At 59.2% G+C, this 14,499-nt stretch carries 21 protein-coding genes and 2 pseudogenes; 12 read left to right on the top strand and 11 right to left on the bottom strand.

Translation table 11 applies throughout. From position 1 onward, the window contains the following. Nucleotides 1-60: 60 nt before the first annotated feature. From RHM69_RS04990 to RHM69_RS04945, 10 genes and pseudogenes are all read right to left on the bottom strand, one after another. Nucleotides 61-339 carry a DUF3391 domain-containing protein gene (locus tag RHM69_RS04990; protein ID WP_237113910.1) on the bottom strand — a complete coding sequence of 93 codons (279 nt, stop codon included), beginning with the start codon at nucleotides 337-339 and terminating at the stop codon, nucleotides 61-63. A 156-nt stretch (nucleotides 340-495) separates the two neighbouring features. Continuing rightward, nucleotides 496-876, bottom strand: a complete 381-nt coding sequence (locus RHM69_RS04985; RefSeq protein ID WP_001054412.1) for a hypothetical protein — start codon at nucleotides 874-876, stop codon at nucleotides 496-498. Then, nucleotides 873-1,199 carry a hypothetical protein gene (locus RHM69_RS04980; protein WP_000091614.1) on the bottom strand — a complete coding sequence of 109 codons (327 nt, stop codon included), beginning with the start codon at nucleotides 1,197-1,199 and terminating at the stop codon, nucleotides 873-875. Before RHM69_RS04980 ends, RHM69_RS04985 begins: the two co-directional genes overlap by 4 nt. 23 nt (nucleotides 1,200-1,222) lie before the next feature. Then, nucleotides 1,223-1,558, bottom strand: coding sequence for a hypothetical protein (locus RHM69_RS04975; protein ID WP_000741275.1), 336 nt, complete (start codon nucleotides 1,556-1,558; stop codon nucleotides 1,223-1,225). A 14-nt stretch (nucleotides 1,559-1,572) separates the two neighbouring features. Continuing rightward, entirely contained in the window at nucleotides 1,573-1,908 is a 336-nt protein-coding gene (locus tag RHM69_RS04970; RefSeq protein ID WP_001172026.1) for a helix-turn-helix domain-containing protein, read from the bottom strand. Continuing rightward, nucleotides 1,889-2,267: pseudogene (locus RHM69_RS04965) on the bottom strand (type II toxin-antitoxin system RelE/ParE family toxin). Before RHM69_RS04965 ends, RHM69_RS04970 begins: the two are co-directional and overlap by 20 nt. A gap of 1,416 nt (nucleotides 2,268-3,683) precedes the next feature. After that, the gene (locus tag RHM69_RS04960; RefSeq protein WP_004574805.1) at nucleotides 3,684-4,250 is read right to left on the bottom strand and encodes an OsmC family protein; all 567 of its coding nucleotides are present in this window, start codon (nucleotides 4,248-4,250) and stop codon (nucleotides 3,684-3,686) included. Nucleotides 4,251-4,264: 14 nt separating this feature from the next. Continuing rightward, nucleotides 4,265-5,041 carry an SDR family NAD(P)-dependent oxidoreductase gene (locus RHM69_RS04955; RefSeq protein ID WP_004574804.1) on the bottom strand — a complete coding sequence of 259 codons (777 nt, stop codon included), beginning with the start codon at nucleotides 5,039-5,041 and terminating at the stop codon, nucleotides 4,265-4,267. Nucleotides 5,042-5,100: 59 nt separating this feature from the next. Next, complete coding sequence (locus RHM69_RS04950; RefSeq protein WP_004574803.1) at nucleotides 5,101-5,685, bottom strand: TetR/AcrR family transcriptional regulator; 585 nt, start codon at nucleotides 5,683-5,685, stop codon at nucleotides 5,101-5,103. Next, nucleotides 5,682-6,362 carry a cupin domain-containing protein gene (locus RHM69_RS04945; RefSeq protein ID WP_004574802.1) on the bottom strand — a complete coding sequence of 227 codons (681 nt, stop codon included), beginning with the start codon at nucleotides 6,360-6,362 and terminating at the stop codon, nucleotides 5,682-5,684. Before RHM69_RS04945 ends, RHM69_RS04950 begins: the two co-directional genes overlap by 4 nt. A 297-nt stretch (nucleotides 6,363-6,659) precedes the next feature. Here RHM69_RS04945 and RHM69_RS04940 point away from each other — a divergent pair, with 297 nt between their 5' ends. Continuing rightward, nucleotides 6,660-6,908, top strand: coding sequence for a phosphoribulokinase (locus RHM69_RS04940; RefSeq protein WP_200645650.1), 249 nt, complete (start codon nucleotides 6,660-6,662; stop codon nucleotides 6,906-6,908). A gap of 162 nt (nucleotides 6,909-7,070) precedes the next feature. Beyond that, on the top strand, nucleotides 7,071-7,277 hold the full coding sequence (locus RHM69_RS04935; protein ID WP_019819709.1) for a co-regulatory protein PtrA N-terminal domain-containing protein: 207 nt from the start codon (nucleotides 7,071-7,073) through the stop codon (nucleotides 7,275-7,277). Nucleotides 7,278-7,478: 201 nt separating this feature from the next. Here RHM69_RS04935 and merR read toward each other — a convergent pair whose 3' ends face one another. Then, the gene (gene merR, locus RHM69_RS04930; RefSeq protein ID WP_019819711.1) at nucleotides 7,479-7,898 is read right to left on the bottom strand and encodes an Hg(II)-responsive transcriptional regulator; all 420 of its coding nucleotides are present in this window, start codon (nucleotides 7,896-7,898) and stop codon (nucleotides 7,479-7,481) included. Between the two features lie 71 nt (nucleotides 7,899-7,969). Here merR and merT point away from each other — a divergent pair, with 71 nt between their 5' ends. The 10 genes and pseudogenes from merT (at nucleotide 7,970) to RHM69_RS04880 (ending at nucleotide 14,347) form a co-directional block, all read left to right on the top strand. Beyond that, the gene (merT, locus tag RHM69_RS04925; RefSeq protein ID WP_019819713.1) at nucleotides 7,970-8,320 is read left to right on the top strand and encodes a mercuric ion transporter MerT; all 351 of its coding nucleotides are present in this window, start codon (nucleotides 7,970-7,972) and stop codon (nucleotides 8,318-8,320) included. A gap of 13 nt (nucleotides 8,321-8,333) precedes the next feature. Further along, nucleotides 8,334-8,612, top strand: a complete 279-nt coding sequence (gene merP / locus RHM69_RS04920; protein WP_019819715.1) for a mercury resistance system periplasmic binding protein MerP — start codon at nucleotides 8,334-8,336, stop codon at nucleotides 8,610-8,612. A gap of 12 nt (nucleotides 8,613-8,624) precedes the next feature. Then, the gene (gene merC / locus RHM69_RS04915; protein ID WP_019819717.1) at nucleotides 8,625-9,059 is read left to right on the top strand and encodes an organomercurial transporter MerC; all 435 of its coding nucleotides are present in this window, start codon (nucleotides 8,625-8,627) and stop codon (nucleotides 9,057-9,059) included. Nucleotides 9,060-9,093: 34 nt separating this feature from the next. Continuing rightward, complete coding sequence (merA, locus tag RHM69_RS04910) at nucleotides 9,094-10,776, top strand: mercury(II) reductase (protein WP_019819719.1); 1,683 nt, start codon at nucleotides 9,094-9,096, stop codon at nucleotides 10,774-10,776. A gap of 20 nt (nucleotides 10,777-10,796) precedes the next feature. Next, a complete protein-coding gene (locus RHM69_RS04905; RefSeq protein WP_019819725.1) occupies nucleotides 10,797-11,216 on the top strand; it encodes a hypothetical protein in 420 nt (139 codons plus the stop codon). After that, nucleotides 11,213-11,575 (top strand): mercuric resistance transcriptional repressor MerD, encoded by a 363-nt coding sequence (merD, locus tag RHM69_RS04900; RefSeq protein ID WP_019819727.1) that lies wholly within the window; start codon nucleotides 11,213-11,215, stop codon nucleotides 11,573-11,575. The genes RHM69_RS04905 and merD overlap by 4 nt, the downstream gene beginning before the upstream one ends. Further along, a complete protein-coding gene (gene merE, locus RHM69_RS04895) occupies nucleotides 11,568-11,804 on the top strand; it encodes a broad-spectrum mercury transporter MerE (RefSeq protein WP_019819729.1) in 237 nt (78 codons plus the stop codon). The genes merD and merE overlap by 8 nt, the downstream gene beginning before the upstream one ends. Nucleotides 11,805-11,919: 115 nt before the next feature. Then, nucleotides 11,920-12,177: pseudogene (locus tag RHM69_RS04890) on the top strand (DUF3330 domain-containing protein); the annotation flags it as partial. A 266-nt stretch (nucleotides 12,178-12,443) separates the two neighbouring features. Next, nucleotides 12,444-13,526, top strand: coding sequence for a ComEC/Rec2 family competence protein (locus tag RHM69_RS04885; RefSeq protein WP_019819732.1), 1,083 nt, complete (start codon nucleotides 12,444-12,446; stop codon nucleotides 13,524-13,526). Beyond that, nucleotides 13,523-14,347 carry a hypothetical protein gene (locus RHM69_RS04880; protein ID WP_019819733.1) on the top strand — a complete coding sequence of 275 codons (825 nt, stop codon included), beginning with the start codon at nucleotides 13,523-13,525 and terminating at the stop codon, nucleotides 14,345-14,347. The genes RHM69_RS04885 and RHM69_RS04880 overlap by 4 nt, the downstream gene beginning before the upstream one ends. Nucleotides 14,348-14,499 lie beyond the last annotated feature (152 nt).

Genomic DNA, 14,499 nt, shown 5'->3' with positions numbered 1-14,499 from the left:
AGAGTTTCCGTGCATAACACATTTCGCTCTCCATTGAGGTTGCGCCGTCACTTTTCTTGCTTAGTGGACTAGACGGCAGAGATTGCTCCTCCGACAATTCTCTGGGCTCTGGGCTCTGGGCTCTGGGCTCTGGGCTCTGGGCTCTGGGCTCTCTGGGCTCTCTGGGCTCTCTGGGCTCTCTGGGCTCTCTGGGTCGACTTGGCTTTTGGCCAAGTCGACCCAGACCTCCCCGACGCCACATTCTCGAATGGCAGAGAGATCCTGAGGCTCGGTCAGCAGGAAGCTGCCGCGCCAGAATGGGTGTCGAACCCAAGAGCCGGCGAGCTTGTGGATGTACATGCCGAGACGAAGCTCGGATACGGGAATGCGTTTTACCAACTTATTTTCCTTTCTGAGTTGGGTGGTTAGGCGTGCGCCGAGGCTGGCACCCAGCGGTAGAGCGGAGGTAAGGTCACGCCAAGATTCTTGGATCAGCCGGAACCGCCGAAATTTCCGTCAGCCGATCAACATGGCTTTGTCTCGCGCTCGGTCGATGCGTTCCTGCATCGCCTGCATGACTTCTTCGTGGGTGTACGACTTGGCGTTGGGGTCGTCGGCCTCTCGGAGAGCTTCCTCGACCTCGCGGGTCATCCGCGCATATTCTTCCGGCCACAGCGCTTGCTCCATGCGCAGCGACGCCTGCCCAAGCAGGTGCAGCAGGCCGAACAGCCGCATGTCATTGGTGGCGACGACGTGCTCTCGAATCCGCTCCTGGATCACCTCGCAGGCCCGATGCGCCTCTGGCGTCGCCGTGCCCTCGTAGCCGGCTGGGAGTTCTGCTTCTTCAGCGATTCGCGCCCAAGCGATAGCCAGCGCCTCGATGGTGGACAGGTTCATTTGCTCATCCACTTGCGCAGCAGACGCTTTTTCAGGGAGGCGCGCTCTTGCGGATTGCGTCCCTTGTGGTTGGCAATGCGATCCGCCGTGGCGGCCTGGCGCTTGATGGGCCAGTAGGAGCGGCCATCCTTACCCATCGACCAGACGTTGCTGACCTGGTTTTCCAGTAGAGGCAGATGGGCGCATAGAGCTTCCGGCGACGCGCTGGCCAGCGCGGTGCGCTCGTGGGTTCGCCAGCGCTGATGCCAGAGTTTCTTGTCCTCGCGCTCGCTACGGCAGGTCGTGTGCCCAACGATGGGCGTTTTGCGGCGGCTGCGGCTCATGATGTGGTTGTCTCCAAGAACATTCAGGACAGGCTTTCTGGGTAGAGCGCCGTCAACCGGGACAGGGTTTCTTGCACTTGTTCCAGCGAGGTCATCAGATGATCAACCTGATCCTGAAGATCCACGGCGAGATCAAATAGCTCAGCCACTCGGCTGCGTGATCCCTCGTTGAACGCGGCCATTGCCAGTTGATGCAGCTTCAACAGGTCGGTGCGCAGTTGCGGAGGTGCGCCGTCTGCGCTGTCATTCAAATCGCCGCGCAGCACGTCCACGGCATCGACTGCACGCAGCAGTGCCGTGGTATCGAAATTCTCGGGAGTCAGTTCGTCCCATTCGTCGTCGGTGATGCGGGCTGCCATCAGGAGGGCTCCGATTAAGCGGTTGCGAGCGTTAGATGCCCGATCGGCTCGGCTGCTGGCCGTACCTTGATTTCGATGTCGTAGCCGAGGCGATTCAGACAATCCATCAGCTTGCGTTCGGATAGATTGGTGAAGTCGCCGCGCATCATGCCCGACACCTTCGGTTGCGGGATGCCCATGCGTTTGGCCGCCGCTTGTTGAGTCAGCCCAAGGGCGCGCATGGCCCTCCTGATCTCGACCACCAGGCCGGTCTTGATCTTGAGCTTTTCAGCGTCAGGCAGTCCAAGGTCGGCAAAGACGTTGCCCGAGCTGCGCTGAACCTCGACGCCTTCAATGATTCGTTTTTGCATTTCGTAGCTCCTGTGCCAATACCTCGGCCACCTTCAGCCGAGCGCGGATGATGTCCATGTCGGCCTTTGGCGTGGCGATTCCGCTCTTGCTCTTCTTCTGGAAGCAGTGCAGGACGAACACCGCTTCCGCAAACTTGACCGTGTATACCGCTCGATAGGTGCCGCCGGCATCGTCTTCGACGACCTCCAGCACGCCGGCACCACCGAACCCCTTGAGCACCTTTGCTGCGTCATCCTGATCGCCTATCTGCGCCAACGAGAGCGCGTAACCGAAACGGCGACGCACGTCGGACGTGCAACGCCATCAAATCCTTGTGGCTGCTCGCGATCCATTCGAGCGGTTTTTCTTTGTTTGTCATGACGGAATTTTATACCTGTTCAGGTAATGATGTAAACGCGGCAACCTCAAGGAGGTGTCGTAAAACATTAGCGTACGATTTTTTCCGAATTCTGCGGGCACCCCTAAACCATGTTTTGTCGCGTATTCCCTCCCAGGCTGTGGATAGCCCGTCTATTAGGAACCGAGTTCCGTCTATTAGGAACCGAGTTCCGTCTATTAGGAACCGGCCACATCCGTAAGACCTTGATTTCAAAAGATAAAAAGCCGTTTTTTCCTCCTAAATCTTTTAAATCTTTTAAATCTTCTTAAAACCTCTCAGCCTGTGGGCAACTCGCAGCCCTGCAAGCAACATACAAGCCGCCGTTAGCGCCCTATGGGCGCGCCTACCCTTCGGTCGCTTCGCTCCCTTCGCCCCGCCGCTTCGCGTCGGCCTGTCGCGGCCTGCGCCCGCTCAAAAATGCCTGGCCTACGGCCAGCAACGTTTACCAAGGGCGCGGCAAGCCGCGCCGGCGTCAACCCAACCACCTCGAACTGAACCAAACCTATGCGCCGCCTGAAGGCTCGCTAAGGGTTGGACAGTATGGATCGAGGCGATCCGACCGCCTGTACTCATCCTGGACGACTGCCGCCGCCTGCAAGTCCGTAAGGGTTGAACGCCAAAGAGGGGGCGGGAGCGCTGCAACCGGAGCAGCGTCAGAGCCTCCAGAATCGCCCACACAACGCGGAAGCTGTCAGTCAGGGGGCAAGCCTACCTTAGCACCAGAAACGCGCCCAGGGGGCCGCAGGGGGCCGCAGGGGGCCGATTTTGGGGACGATAGAGAAATCGGGTAGGAGGCGGGGTCGCCCCCGCCGTCCTCCCACACCACCGTACATACGGTTCCGTATACGGCGGTTCCTGCCTACTGACAGACTGCGTCAGCGAGCTTGGTTCCGTTGATGTGTCGCCTGTGGTAACTAAGCGCCCAGACCGGCCCTCGGAGTTTCCGACTCCTACCTCCTGATGGTCTCGACCGCCGCTGTTCACGACGTTTCTGCCTTACGCTCCAACAGAGAGCACACCTGACTATCCACTCATGACAGGTTCAGCCCTTCATCGCTCCGGTTCCGAGCAACTACTACGGCCTCTGCTGACTTCTGTTCGCCCATCCCGCCACCTCTCGGTGCCGGTAGCACGTGGCAGGCCAAACAGATCTCCCAGGGTAATTCGCGCGCCCTTCCTGCTTATGCCTGTCGGATTTACGTCGTAGCGTTCCGTGCAAGTATCGGGCTTTGGCAATCGTTGCTACCTCACCCCGCTACGCCGCCTCTATCCGCTTCCTATACCTCAAATTGACACTGCGTATTCCAGAGAACGTGATGACGGAAGGTTGAACCTTCCGTCATAGCGCATCTGGTTTGGCCTCCCGTCAGCCAACCACGGGAAACACTGACTCGATCATTGGAGAATGGTCAGCTTGGCCTTGAGATCAATGGCTCTCGCGAAGTTGTGGTAATTCGGCGATGTTCGCTGCACCTGCGCGTGCAATGCTTTCAGCGCCGCCGAATCCGCCGACGACTCCATTTCGACCTCATACTCGACCTGGTCGTACCCTGGATTGATCCCAGGATCGATTCCAAGAAAACCTCTCAGATCGAGGCTTCCCTTCGTGCGGATAGTCAGCGATTGCAACTCGATGTTCATTGCCGCCGCATTTGCCGCGTAGGTTGCAGTCATGCATGCGTTCAACGCAGCCAGGATCAATTCTTGTGGATTAGCGGCCGTGTCGGTACCGAGCAATTCTGCCGGTTCGTCCGCGTCGATGACAAAGCCGCGCGCCAAGGCCGTGTCACCTAGTACGAGCGGCATGGTTCGCGCACGCGTCCGGGTGCCACCCTCCCAGGTTGTCACGACGCCGAACGTCGCGATGCCTGCGGCGGGCTTTGCTGCGACCTGATCTGCAAACTCACGCAATGCGCCGACGTTGATCCCGTTGCCGGGAGTTCCTTTAATGTTTGTGTTCATTTCTCGTTCCCCCATTATGTGTTACGCCCGGCCATCACGCCGCCGTCAACGTCCCAGATTGCGCCCGTCACCCATGCTGCCTTGTCCGACAACAGGAAGAGGATGACCTCGGCGACGTCTTGTGGCGTCCCAACCCTGCCGATTGGGTGGAAGCTGTTGAATCCCTGTAAGGCGCCATGAACCTCGGCCTTGGGTATGAATCCCTCGTAAATCGGCGTTTCGACAACCGCCGGAGAAACGGCATTGACCCTGATTTGTTTGGATGCCAGCTCCATCGCAAGGTGCTGGGTCAGCGAATGCAAACCTGCTTTTGCCATCGAATACGCGGACGACGGCGTAGCCGCAATCGCCTGCTTGCCCCACATCGAGCCGATGTTCACAATGGCGCCGGGACGCTCGCTGGCCACGAGATTGGCCACGACTTTTTGTGTGATGAAGAAGAACGCTTTATTCAACGTCAAATATTGTTCGTAATCACTTTCCGTGTGCTCAAGAAACGCCTTCGGGAAGAACACCCCAGCCGCGTTGACCAGAAGATTGATGTCCTTGTGGTGTTCATCGATGGTATGCAGGAGTCGCTTCACATCTTCGGCTCGCGAGAGATCGGCAGTCAGGGCGGTCACGGTGCCCAACGACGACAGCGCCTTGCGGGCCTCTTCGGCCTTGTCTTCACGGTGACCGACGATGACGACGCTTCCGCCTTGCTCAAGAACCATGCGGGCAGTTTGCAGTCCCATCCCGCTAGTGCCGCCGATGACCAACAACTTCTTGCCATTAAATTCAGTACTCATAATAATCTCCTTAACTACCAACTAAATGGTAGGGTTGTGTTGCAAAAAAAGTGCCGACCTCAGGTCAACACGGTGGAAAGAAAAGTGTTTCCAACTTCGGCCGGTCCGCGTGACGACCGCATGCCACGGCCCACCATCATCGAGCCTTCCAACGCGCACAAGAATGCCTCTGCGAGAGCCTCTGGGGTGGAATTCGAGGTGATCAGCGCGGCACGCTGACCATCGGCAACGACAAGAGTCAACCAGTCGAGATTGACTTTAAAGAATCGCTCGACCTCGCTCACAACGGCGTCCGGCAGCGAGTCCGACTCGGCACCCAACATGCCGCAGACACAAAGGCGCCGGTCCTTGGCGAAGGTGCGTTCGAAAAGTGCCGCATACGCAGTTAGCCTGTCAGGCGCTTTCGCATGCTGCCCTTCGATGCTCAGCAACTCCTCACGAAACCGGTGCGTGTAGCGCTGTGCGACCACGGCCACGAGTTCACCCTTCTTGGGAAAGTGGTGGTGGATACTTGGTTTTTTGATGCCTACCAACTGGGCCACGTCGTCGTATGAGAAGCCGTTGTAGCCGTGCTGCTGTACCAACCCTTCAGCGGCATCGACCACCCGCTCGGCGGTCGGCGAGATTTCGGAGAAATGCTTCATGCAAGCGCCTCATTTGATTCGGCGACTGGCAGGTGGCCTGTCTTGACCAGGATGGTGCAGCCTGTATTGCTGAAGGGACGGTGAGCACTCAAATGCGGACTGCGCATCCATGTGCCGGTAGGGTAGCTTCCGAACTCATCCTCAAAGACGCCTTCCAACACATAGATTTCTTCACCGCCGTAGTGACGATGCGAATTGAATCGTGTCCCCGGGGCCCAGCGCACCAAAGCCGTATGTTGTGTGTCGAACTCAGAAAGTGGCATCACCGACAGACCCGGCACGAGGCCTGGAAACCAGGGGCCGTTACGGGTGTCGACCACGGTGCGTTGGCTGTCGGCTAGATCAAGATGGCGCAGCTTGACGAACAACGTGCAACCCGTCGCGGAGCTCGGTGCATGCGAAGAACCTGGTGGATTCTTGATGTAAGTCCCAGGCCCGAAGGTCCCGGATTCGTCGCTGAATTCGCCGTCCAGGACCAGAATCTCCTCGCCCAAGTCGTGCTTATGATTTTCAAAAGCGGAGCCCGGCGCGTATCGCACGATCGAGGTGGCACGCGCCACTTCGTCGCCATCACGCTCCAGTAACTGGCGTTGAATCCCGGTCGCTGGCGAATCGACCCACTGTAAGCTTGAAGGCTCGACGACAACACGCTGCGAAAGATCTGAATTGAGTTTCATGGCTTTATTTCATCTACCGACTACTTGGTAGGTAAGTTATAAGATCCCGATTTGTTTGTCAAATAGCTTTCGCCATTTTCTTTCATCCATTGAAAAAACAATGAATTGGTTACAAGAACTCGCGAAGCTTAGCGTACGATTTTTTCCGAATTCTCTATCGTCCCCGAGTACATCCACTGGCTGCTGGAAACCTGCACTGCGGGGAAGGTCGAACCCGAGTCGATCCTGAGTGAAGACGCCATCGACCTGCTCGCCACCAAGCTGCGCACACCATTGCAAATCCAACTGCACCTCAGCATGGCATTGGAAGCCGGCTACCTGACTGGCGAGAAACCGGTCTCGGCGGAGCTGGTGGAATCAGTGCTGTCGCGTCAACTGGATGATCTGGAACCGACCCTGACGCGCCACGGTTACCGCATCAAGGATCTGGTAGATCAGTTCGACGCCAGACCCAATGAGATCAAGGCGCTGTTTAGCAACGCGCTCGATCCGGCGCGCGCCGCTGAGCTGCGGGACAAGATGCTGGCAGCGGGGTTGCCGATCTGAGTCTGGGGGCTGAGGAGCAACGGATCAGAAAGTGCACTTAAGCCCTGCCCTCTCCTCTCAGCGCAATAGTCCAGGTACTCCAACTCTATCCTCTGCTTGATTCCGTACTTAACTACGGAGATAGAGTCGACTCGTGGGTAGAAAACCCGAGAGGAGGCTGTTATGAAATACCTAAGACTGCTACTGATAGTGGGTTCGACTCTGCTGTCATCCACCATATGGGCCGAGGGCGGGAGCGATCGTTCGATTGAGCGGGCCGCTTCTATGCACGACAAGGCTGAGGCGGCCTTGGTGGTGAAGATTGAGCAACAAGGGGCCACGGCGGCTAGCCGTGTCGAAGAGCAGCCCGCCTGTTCACCTGCAAGGTAGTACATGAGCGACCGCTCCACGCTCCGCTCGACCAGACTCAGCGTGAGTTTGTCCTGATAAGGCGTGAGCGTAAATGTCAGATTACCCATCTGTGGCCTCTGCAAGTGCTCCTTTGGCCATTCAGCGGTGCTCATTGAGCGCCGCTTTTTTTTAAGCTCCAGCCGACAAACAGGGGTGCCTTACGAAACTGCTGATCGTAGGTCAGCGCGGCTCTTTGTTCCTATGCAGCGAAACGATCAGCGGACAGGAGACAGTCCCGTGGCTCGCACAACAGTCGTGAACCAGTTGCTCCAAAACTGACTCGATCCGTCGCAGATCTGCGAGCTTGCCGCGCACGTCCTCGAGCTTCTGCTCGGCGAGCACGCGCGCTTCATCACAGTGAGCGCCGTCATCCAGCCTCAATAGCCCGGCCACTTCTTCGAGGCTAAAGCCCAGCCGTTGCGCGGATTTTACGAATTTCACCCGTGCGACATCCGCCTCGCCGTAGCGGCGAATGCTGCCGTAGGGCTTGTCCGGTTCGGGCAACAGCTCCTTGCGTTGATAGAACCGGATGGTTTCCACGTTGACCCCGGCCGCCTTGGCGAAGGCGCCGATGGTCAGGCTTTCCAAATTTTTTTTCATACCGCTTGATTCCGTACTTGACTACGGGATTAACCTTAAACCATCGATCAAATGCTCGAAAGGAGAAATGCATGTCTGAACCATCAAACGGGCGCGCCCCTCTTGTCGTCGGGGGGCTTGCTGCGATTCTCGCCTCGACTTGCTGTCTTGGGCCGTTGGTACTGATCGCACTGGGATTCAGCGGGGCCTGGATCGGCAACCTGACCGTGCTGGAACCTTATCGCCCGATCTTTATCGGCGGGGCGTTGATCGCGCTGTTTTTTGCCTACCGGCGCATTTTTCGACCCCAACAAGTTTGTAAGCCGGGCGATGTCTGCGCCATCCCTCAGGTACGCACCACCTACAAGCTGCTCTTCTGGGTGGTGACGGCATTGGCGCTGGTCGCGCTCGGCTTCCCCTACATCCTTCCCTTGTTCTACTGATCAGGAGTTCGCCATGAAAAAACTGCTCGCATCCTTCGCCCTTGCCACTCTCGTCGCCACACCTGTCTGGGCGGCCATCCAGACCGTTACCCTGTCGGTGCCCGGCATGACCTGCGCCGCCTGCCCGATTACGGTGAAGAAGGCGTTGACCAAGGTCGATGGCGTGACCAAGGCTGAGGTGAGCTTCGAGAACCGCGAGGCCACCGTCACCTTCGACGATACCAAGACCAATGCCCCGGCGCTGACCAAGGCGACCGAGGACGCCGGCTACCCGTCCAGCGTCAAGCAATAGGCGGGAGTTCCGATGGCAAATTCTTTCAATCTGTTCACGCGGATCGGTGACAAAGCCGGTTCTGTCGGCGTGCTGGTTTCCGCCATAGGTTGCGCCTCGTGTTTTCCCGCCCTTGCCAGCCTGGGGGCCGCGATCGGTCTGGGCTTTTTGAGCCAGTGGGAAGGCCTGTTCATCACCACGCTGCTGCCTCTTTTTGCTGGACTGGCTCTGCTCGTTAATGCCCTTGGCTGGCTCAATCATCGGCAGTGGCGACGGACTGCGCTCAGTCTGATCGGCCCTGTCCTGGTGCTGGCAGCGGTGTTTTTGATGCTGGCTCACGGCTGGCGGAGTGGCTGGTTGCTCTACATCGGCCTGGCTCTCATGTTTGGGGTGTCCATCTGGGATCTGGTGTCGCCCGCTCACCGCCGTTGCGTACCGAATGCCTGTCCGACGCCGCCAAAACCGTGATACCGCCACTAACCCCTCCGAGGAAACAAAGAATATGACCACCTTACGAATCCGCGGTATGACCTGCGCCTCCTGTGCCGAGCATGTCAGAGAGGCCTTGGAGCAAATTCCCGGTGTGCACCGGGCGGATGTCTCCTATGCCAGCGGCAAAGCCGAATTGAAGGCCGACGAGGGCGTAAGCCGAGAGCAAATGCAGGCCGCCGTCGAGGCTCTGGGGTATCGAGCGGCGTTCGAAGATTCCACGATACAAGCCCGTCCTGGCCTGCTCGACAAGGCGCGGGGCTGGTTGAGCGGCAGCATTGGCGCCGGGAAAGAAGACGGTAGGCTCCACATTGCGGTCATCGGCAGCGGTGGCGCGGCGATGGCGGCCGCGCTCAAGGCGGTGGAAGGCGGTGCCCGCGTTACCCTCATCGAGCGCGGTCTCATCGGCGGCACCTGCGTCAACGTGGGCTGCGTGCCCTCCAAGATCATGATTCGTGCCGCGCATGTGGCCCATCTGCGCCGCGAGAGTCCGTTCGACACTGGATTGTCCGCCACGACGCCGACGGTCCTGCGCGAGCGACTGCTCGCGCAGCAGCAAGGCCGTGTCGACGAACTGCGCCACGCCAAATACGAAGGTATTCTGGAGAGCACCCCAGCCATCAGCGTGCTGCGTGGCACCGCCCGTTTCCAGGACGGCCACACGCTCAGCGTGGAACTGGCCGAGGGGGGCGAGCGCATCGTAGCCTTCGACCGCTGCCTGGTCGCCACCGGCGCAAGCGCGGCCGTTCCGCCGATTCCCGGTCTCAAGGACACGCCCTACTGGACCTCGGACGAGGCGCTGGCGAGCGATACAGTCCCTAAGCGGCTCGCCGTGATCGGCGCCTCCGTAGTGGCGGTGGAACTGGCGCAGGCCTTCGCCCGGCTGGGTAGCGAGGTCACGATCCTGGCACGCAGTGCGATGTTCTTCCACGAAGACCCGGCCATCGGCGCGGCGGTGACGGAGGCCTTCCGTATGGAGGGCATCGAAGTGCTGGAGCAAACGCAAGCCAGCCAGGTGTCCCACGCCAACGGCGAGTTCGTACTGGCCACCAACCATGGTGAGTTACGTGCCGACAAACTGCTGATTGCCACCGGGCGCTTGCCGAACACCCAGGGCATGAATCTGGACGGCGCCGGCGTGAAGCTGGACGAGCGCGGTGGAATCCAGATCGATCAGGGTATGCGCACCAGCGCAGCGGATATCTATGCGGCCGGCGACTGCACCGACCAACCACAGTTCGTCTATGTGGCGGCGGCGGCGGGCACCCGCGCGGCAATCAACATGACCGGCGGCGAGGCAAAGCTCAATCTCGACGTCATGCCGGCCGTGGTGTTCACCGATCCGCAAGTGGCCACCGTCGGCTACAGCGAAGCCGAAGCGCAGCACGCCGGCCTCGAAACCGACAGCCGCACCTTGACCCTGGACAACGTGCCACGAGCGTTGGCTAACTTCGACACGCGGGGTTTCATCAAGTTGGTCGCCGAAGCGGGCTCCGGCCGGCTGCTGGGCGTGCAGGCGGTGACTCCGGAAGCGGGGGAAATCATCCAGACCGCCGCCATTGCCATCCGCGCCCGGATGACGGTGCAGGAACTGGCCGATCAGTTGTTCCCCTACCTGACGATGGTCGAGGGGCTGAAGCTCGCCGCACAGACCTTTAACAAGGACGTCAAACAATTGTCCTGCTGCGCCGGGTAATGAGAGAGGGAGGTTGAAACATGAGCAACACGGCAGGCGAACTCGGTAGGTGCGACAGCCTACGCAAGACATGGCAGGTGGTCAGCTTCTGGGGGCTGCCTGCCGTCGTGGCGACGATAGCGATTGTTCTGTCAGATCGACGCCCCGCGTTGTTCCTGGCAGCGGGCGCCGCGCTGGCCGTGATGGGCGGCGCCTGCCTGGTCAACGCCACGCGTTGTCACCGCCTTCACTGCTACATCACGGGGCCTTACTTCCTGTTGCTCGCGGTTGGTGCGCTACTGGCTTATGTGTTTGACCAAAACGGCGAGCATCTCTCCAGGCTTTGGCTGCTACTGGCTCTGGGTGCTGCACCGTTGCTCATCTGGCTACCTGAGCGCCTAGCCGGAAGGAAATATCTGAGCGCCCCAGTTTGCGGTGAAGATCGGGTGTGTCGGCGATGAATGCCTACTCCATATCCAGATTGGCCGAGGACGCGGGCGTTAGTGTCCATATCGTCCGAGATTATGTGCTGCGCGGCTTGCTGCAGCCCGCGCGGCGCACGGAAAGCGGTTACGGCATTTTCGATGAGCGGTCCCTGGCGCGGCTGTGCTTCGTGCGTGCCGCCTTCGAGTCCGGTATCGGGCTCGACGAATTGGCGCGGCTCTGTCGAGCGCTCGATGCGCACGATAGTACCGATGTGATCGGGTGTATCGAGCGCTTGCTTCGGCAAATCGCGACACGGCAGGCGGCTTTAGCCGCAGTGAAAACGGAGTTGGCCGGGCTGACCCATTGCGCCGTCGAAGGTCACGCCCATGCGTAACACCAACCAATCCGAATCAATCAAGATACCCCGCTGGCGCGCCTACACGTGGGGTGCGCTCGCCGCGCTCACTTGCCCCTGCCATTTGCCGGTGCTGGCATTGCTGCTTTCGGGGACTGCGGCCGGGGCCTTCGTCAGCGAACATTGGAGCCTCGCTGCGCTCGTGCTGGCGGTTCTCTTCATCCTCTTCCTGAGAGCGGCACTGCGGGCCTTTCGGGAGCGGCCGTGATCCGCTCAGACCACTGCGCGGTCTCCGCTGCCGAGTTGCGGCAGAGTTGGGAGCGCCGGGAATTCTTCTGCACTACCGGCCGCAGGTCGATCTGCGCACAGGTTCGATCACGGGTGCGGAAGCGTTACTAGGTTTTCTTGGACGACGGAGGAACCCCATCATGAACGCAAACAACACCCCTACCATCAGCTGCTGCGAATGTTGCAAGGACATTCCCCTTGACGCCGCGCTTACGCCGGAAGGTTCCGAGTACGTCGTGCACTTCTGTGGCCTGGAGTGCTATCAACGCTTTATGTCTCGCGCGGATAAGAGGGCGGCATTCGAGCCTGATAGCCCCTGCACACAAAAGGTCAGTACCCGTCACGACGACTAATTCGCTTTGCCTCTGGAAAGTGGCTCTGGTTAATTGCAGAAAGCGTGAGCCCACGATGATGGAATGCAAGCCGACGCATCTGAATGCAAGCTCACTCGCAGTGAATGTGAGCCCGGCTGCTCCGTCAGTTGCAGTTAATCTGAGCCGGGAATCGCATTGATTGCGAGCGCGGCCGATTTCAAACGCGAGCCGTTACACTTAGACGGCCATTCCTCGTGAGCGCTGGTCGGCGGCAGAGACAACAACAAAAATTTGGAGCGCTTAAAATGGTGAACGGTATCGAAATTGACTTCTTGCCCGTGGGGGAAGGTAAACACAGTGGCGACGCGATCGCAGTTCGTTGGCGCGAGGATGATCAATACAAAATCCTGATTTATGACGGTGGCACCAAGGCCTACGGCGCTGACCTGGTCGAGCATGTCAAAAAACACTTCAACTCGCATTACGTCGATTACGTGGTCAATTCGCATCCGGACAATGACCATGCGGGGGGATTGCTGCACGTCCTGGAGAACCTGACGGTAGGCCAACTGTGGATGCACCGCCCTTGGGCGTACAGCAACGAGATTCGCCATTATTTCCACGATGGTCGGATCACCAACGACAGCCTTGCCGAGCGCCTGAAGCAAAAAATGTCGGCCGCGAATGCCCTGGAAAAAGCCGCGCTGGAGCGAGACATTCCGATCCACGAACCGTTCGCCGGCAGCCAGATCGGGATTTTTACGGTGTTGTCACCCACCCGAGACCATTATGTCCACGGACTAGTCCCCCAGTTTGAAAAATCCCCTGAGCTCAAGAAAGAAGAGAGTACCGCGGCCTCTTTCTTCGACATGATCAAGGAAGCGGCCGGGTATGTTGCCGACCTGTGGGACAAGGAATATCTGCCCGATACGGTAACGACCTCGGCTGAAAATGAAAGCAGCGCAATCCTGTTTGCCACCGTCGGGAAAGGCGGTTACCTGCTGACCGGGGATGCGGGCATCGAGGCCCTGCGCGCCTGCGCGGACTTTGCCAGCAGCATTGGCATTGATTTGCCCCAGCGTGTCAGCTTTGTGCAGATTCCCCACCATGGCGGTCGGCACAACGTGTCCACCGAGACCTTGAATATGATCGTGGGCGAGCCGCTGCAGAACACTCCGGATCAACCCTCACGGACGGCCTATGTGTCAGCGGCCGCTAACGCCCCGCGGCACCCGAAGAAGGTTGTTACCAATGCATTCCTTCGTCGCGGCTTTCGCGTTGGCCAGACCAAGGGGCGGGCAATTTCTCATTTCACCCAGGGCACACCGAAGCGTGAAGGCTGGGGGCCGATCACCTATCTGCCGTTTTATGAGGAAGTCGAAGAATGACGGTCAGTACGGGGGCATCCATTGCCAAGGCCATCGGTCAGTTCTCCGATCCCTACGAACGACAGGCACGTCTGTACCCTGCGCTCCTGACCCTGTCGCCGGTGATCGTGCTGGTGTTCTCGCTGTACAGCGAGAAGCTCGGGGTGCTCAGCACATTGGTTTCCGCGTTGATCGTCTGCGGTCTGCTGTATCTGCTGGCTGATTTTGCCCGACGTGGCGGAAAAGCCAAGGAGCCCGCGCTGTGGAAGAAGTGGGGGGGCATGCCCAGTACCCAGGTATTGCGCCATCGGGAAAACACCACCTTCGACGTGGCCTCTCTCCAGCGTTATCACGCCATTCTTGCGAAGAAGATGGGCGCTCGCTTCCCCAACGCAGGTGAGGAAGCCGCCGATCCGCAAGCGGCGGACGCCCTCTATACTTCCGCGGGAAATATGCTGCGCAATGCCACACGTGATACCAAGCAATTCGGCCTGTTGTACAAGGACAACATCTCCTACGGCTTCCGCCGCAATGCTTTCGGATTGCGGTGTGTCGCGATCAGCCTGTGTTTGGGCAGTCTGGTCTGGGTGGGGGTTCGACACGGCCTGAATAGTTGGGTAATCCGCTTCCAGGCGGCGGCGACACCGGAATCGTTGCTCAATGGTGGGGAGCTGACATCGGTTGCAGTGTCGCTGGCCATGCTGTTTTTGTGGCTGAGGTATTTCACCGAACAGTCCGTACGTGAGGCTGCTTTCTCCTACGCACGCACTCTTGTCCTGACCTGCGAAGCCTGGGCGCCGAAGCCACGAGCGGCACGCGCCACTGCAGAAAAATCCGCATAGACCCGGGCACTCCCTTTAGCAGGGGGCGAAAGCCGCTTGCTAAAGCTGAGCAATGCCACAGACGTGTTGTCCCGACACAGGGCGCCGGCCCGGCAGCCTTCCCCCTTCCGGTTACAATCCGCGAACACCTGTCCCCTGCCCCAAGCGGAAAA

The organism is Pseudomonas sp. CCI1.1 (assembly GCF_034348165.1).
In the GTDB taxonomy this organism is placed as follows: Bacteria; Pseudomonadota; Gammaproteobacteria; order Pseudomonadales; family Pseudomonadaceae; genus Aquipseudomonas; species Aquipseudomonas paracarnis.
The sequence above is the reverse complement of the archived record's forward strand: the minus strand, read 5'-3'. Positions and strand labels throughout refer to the sequence as shown.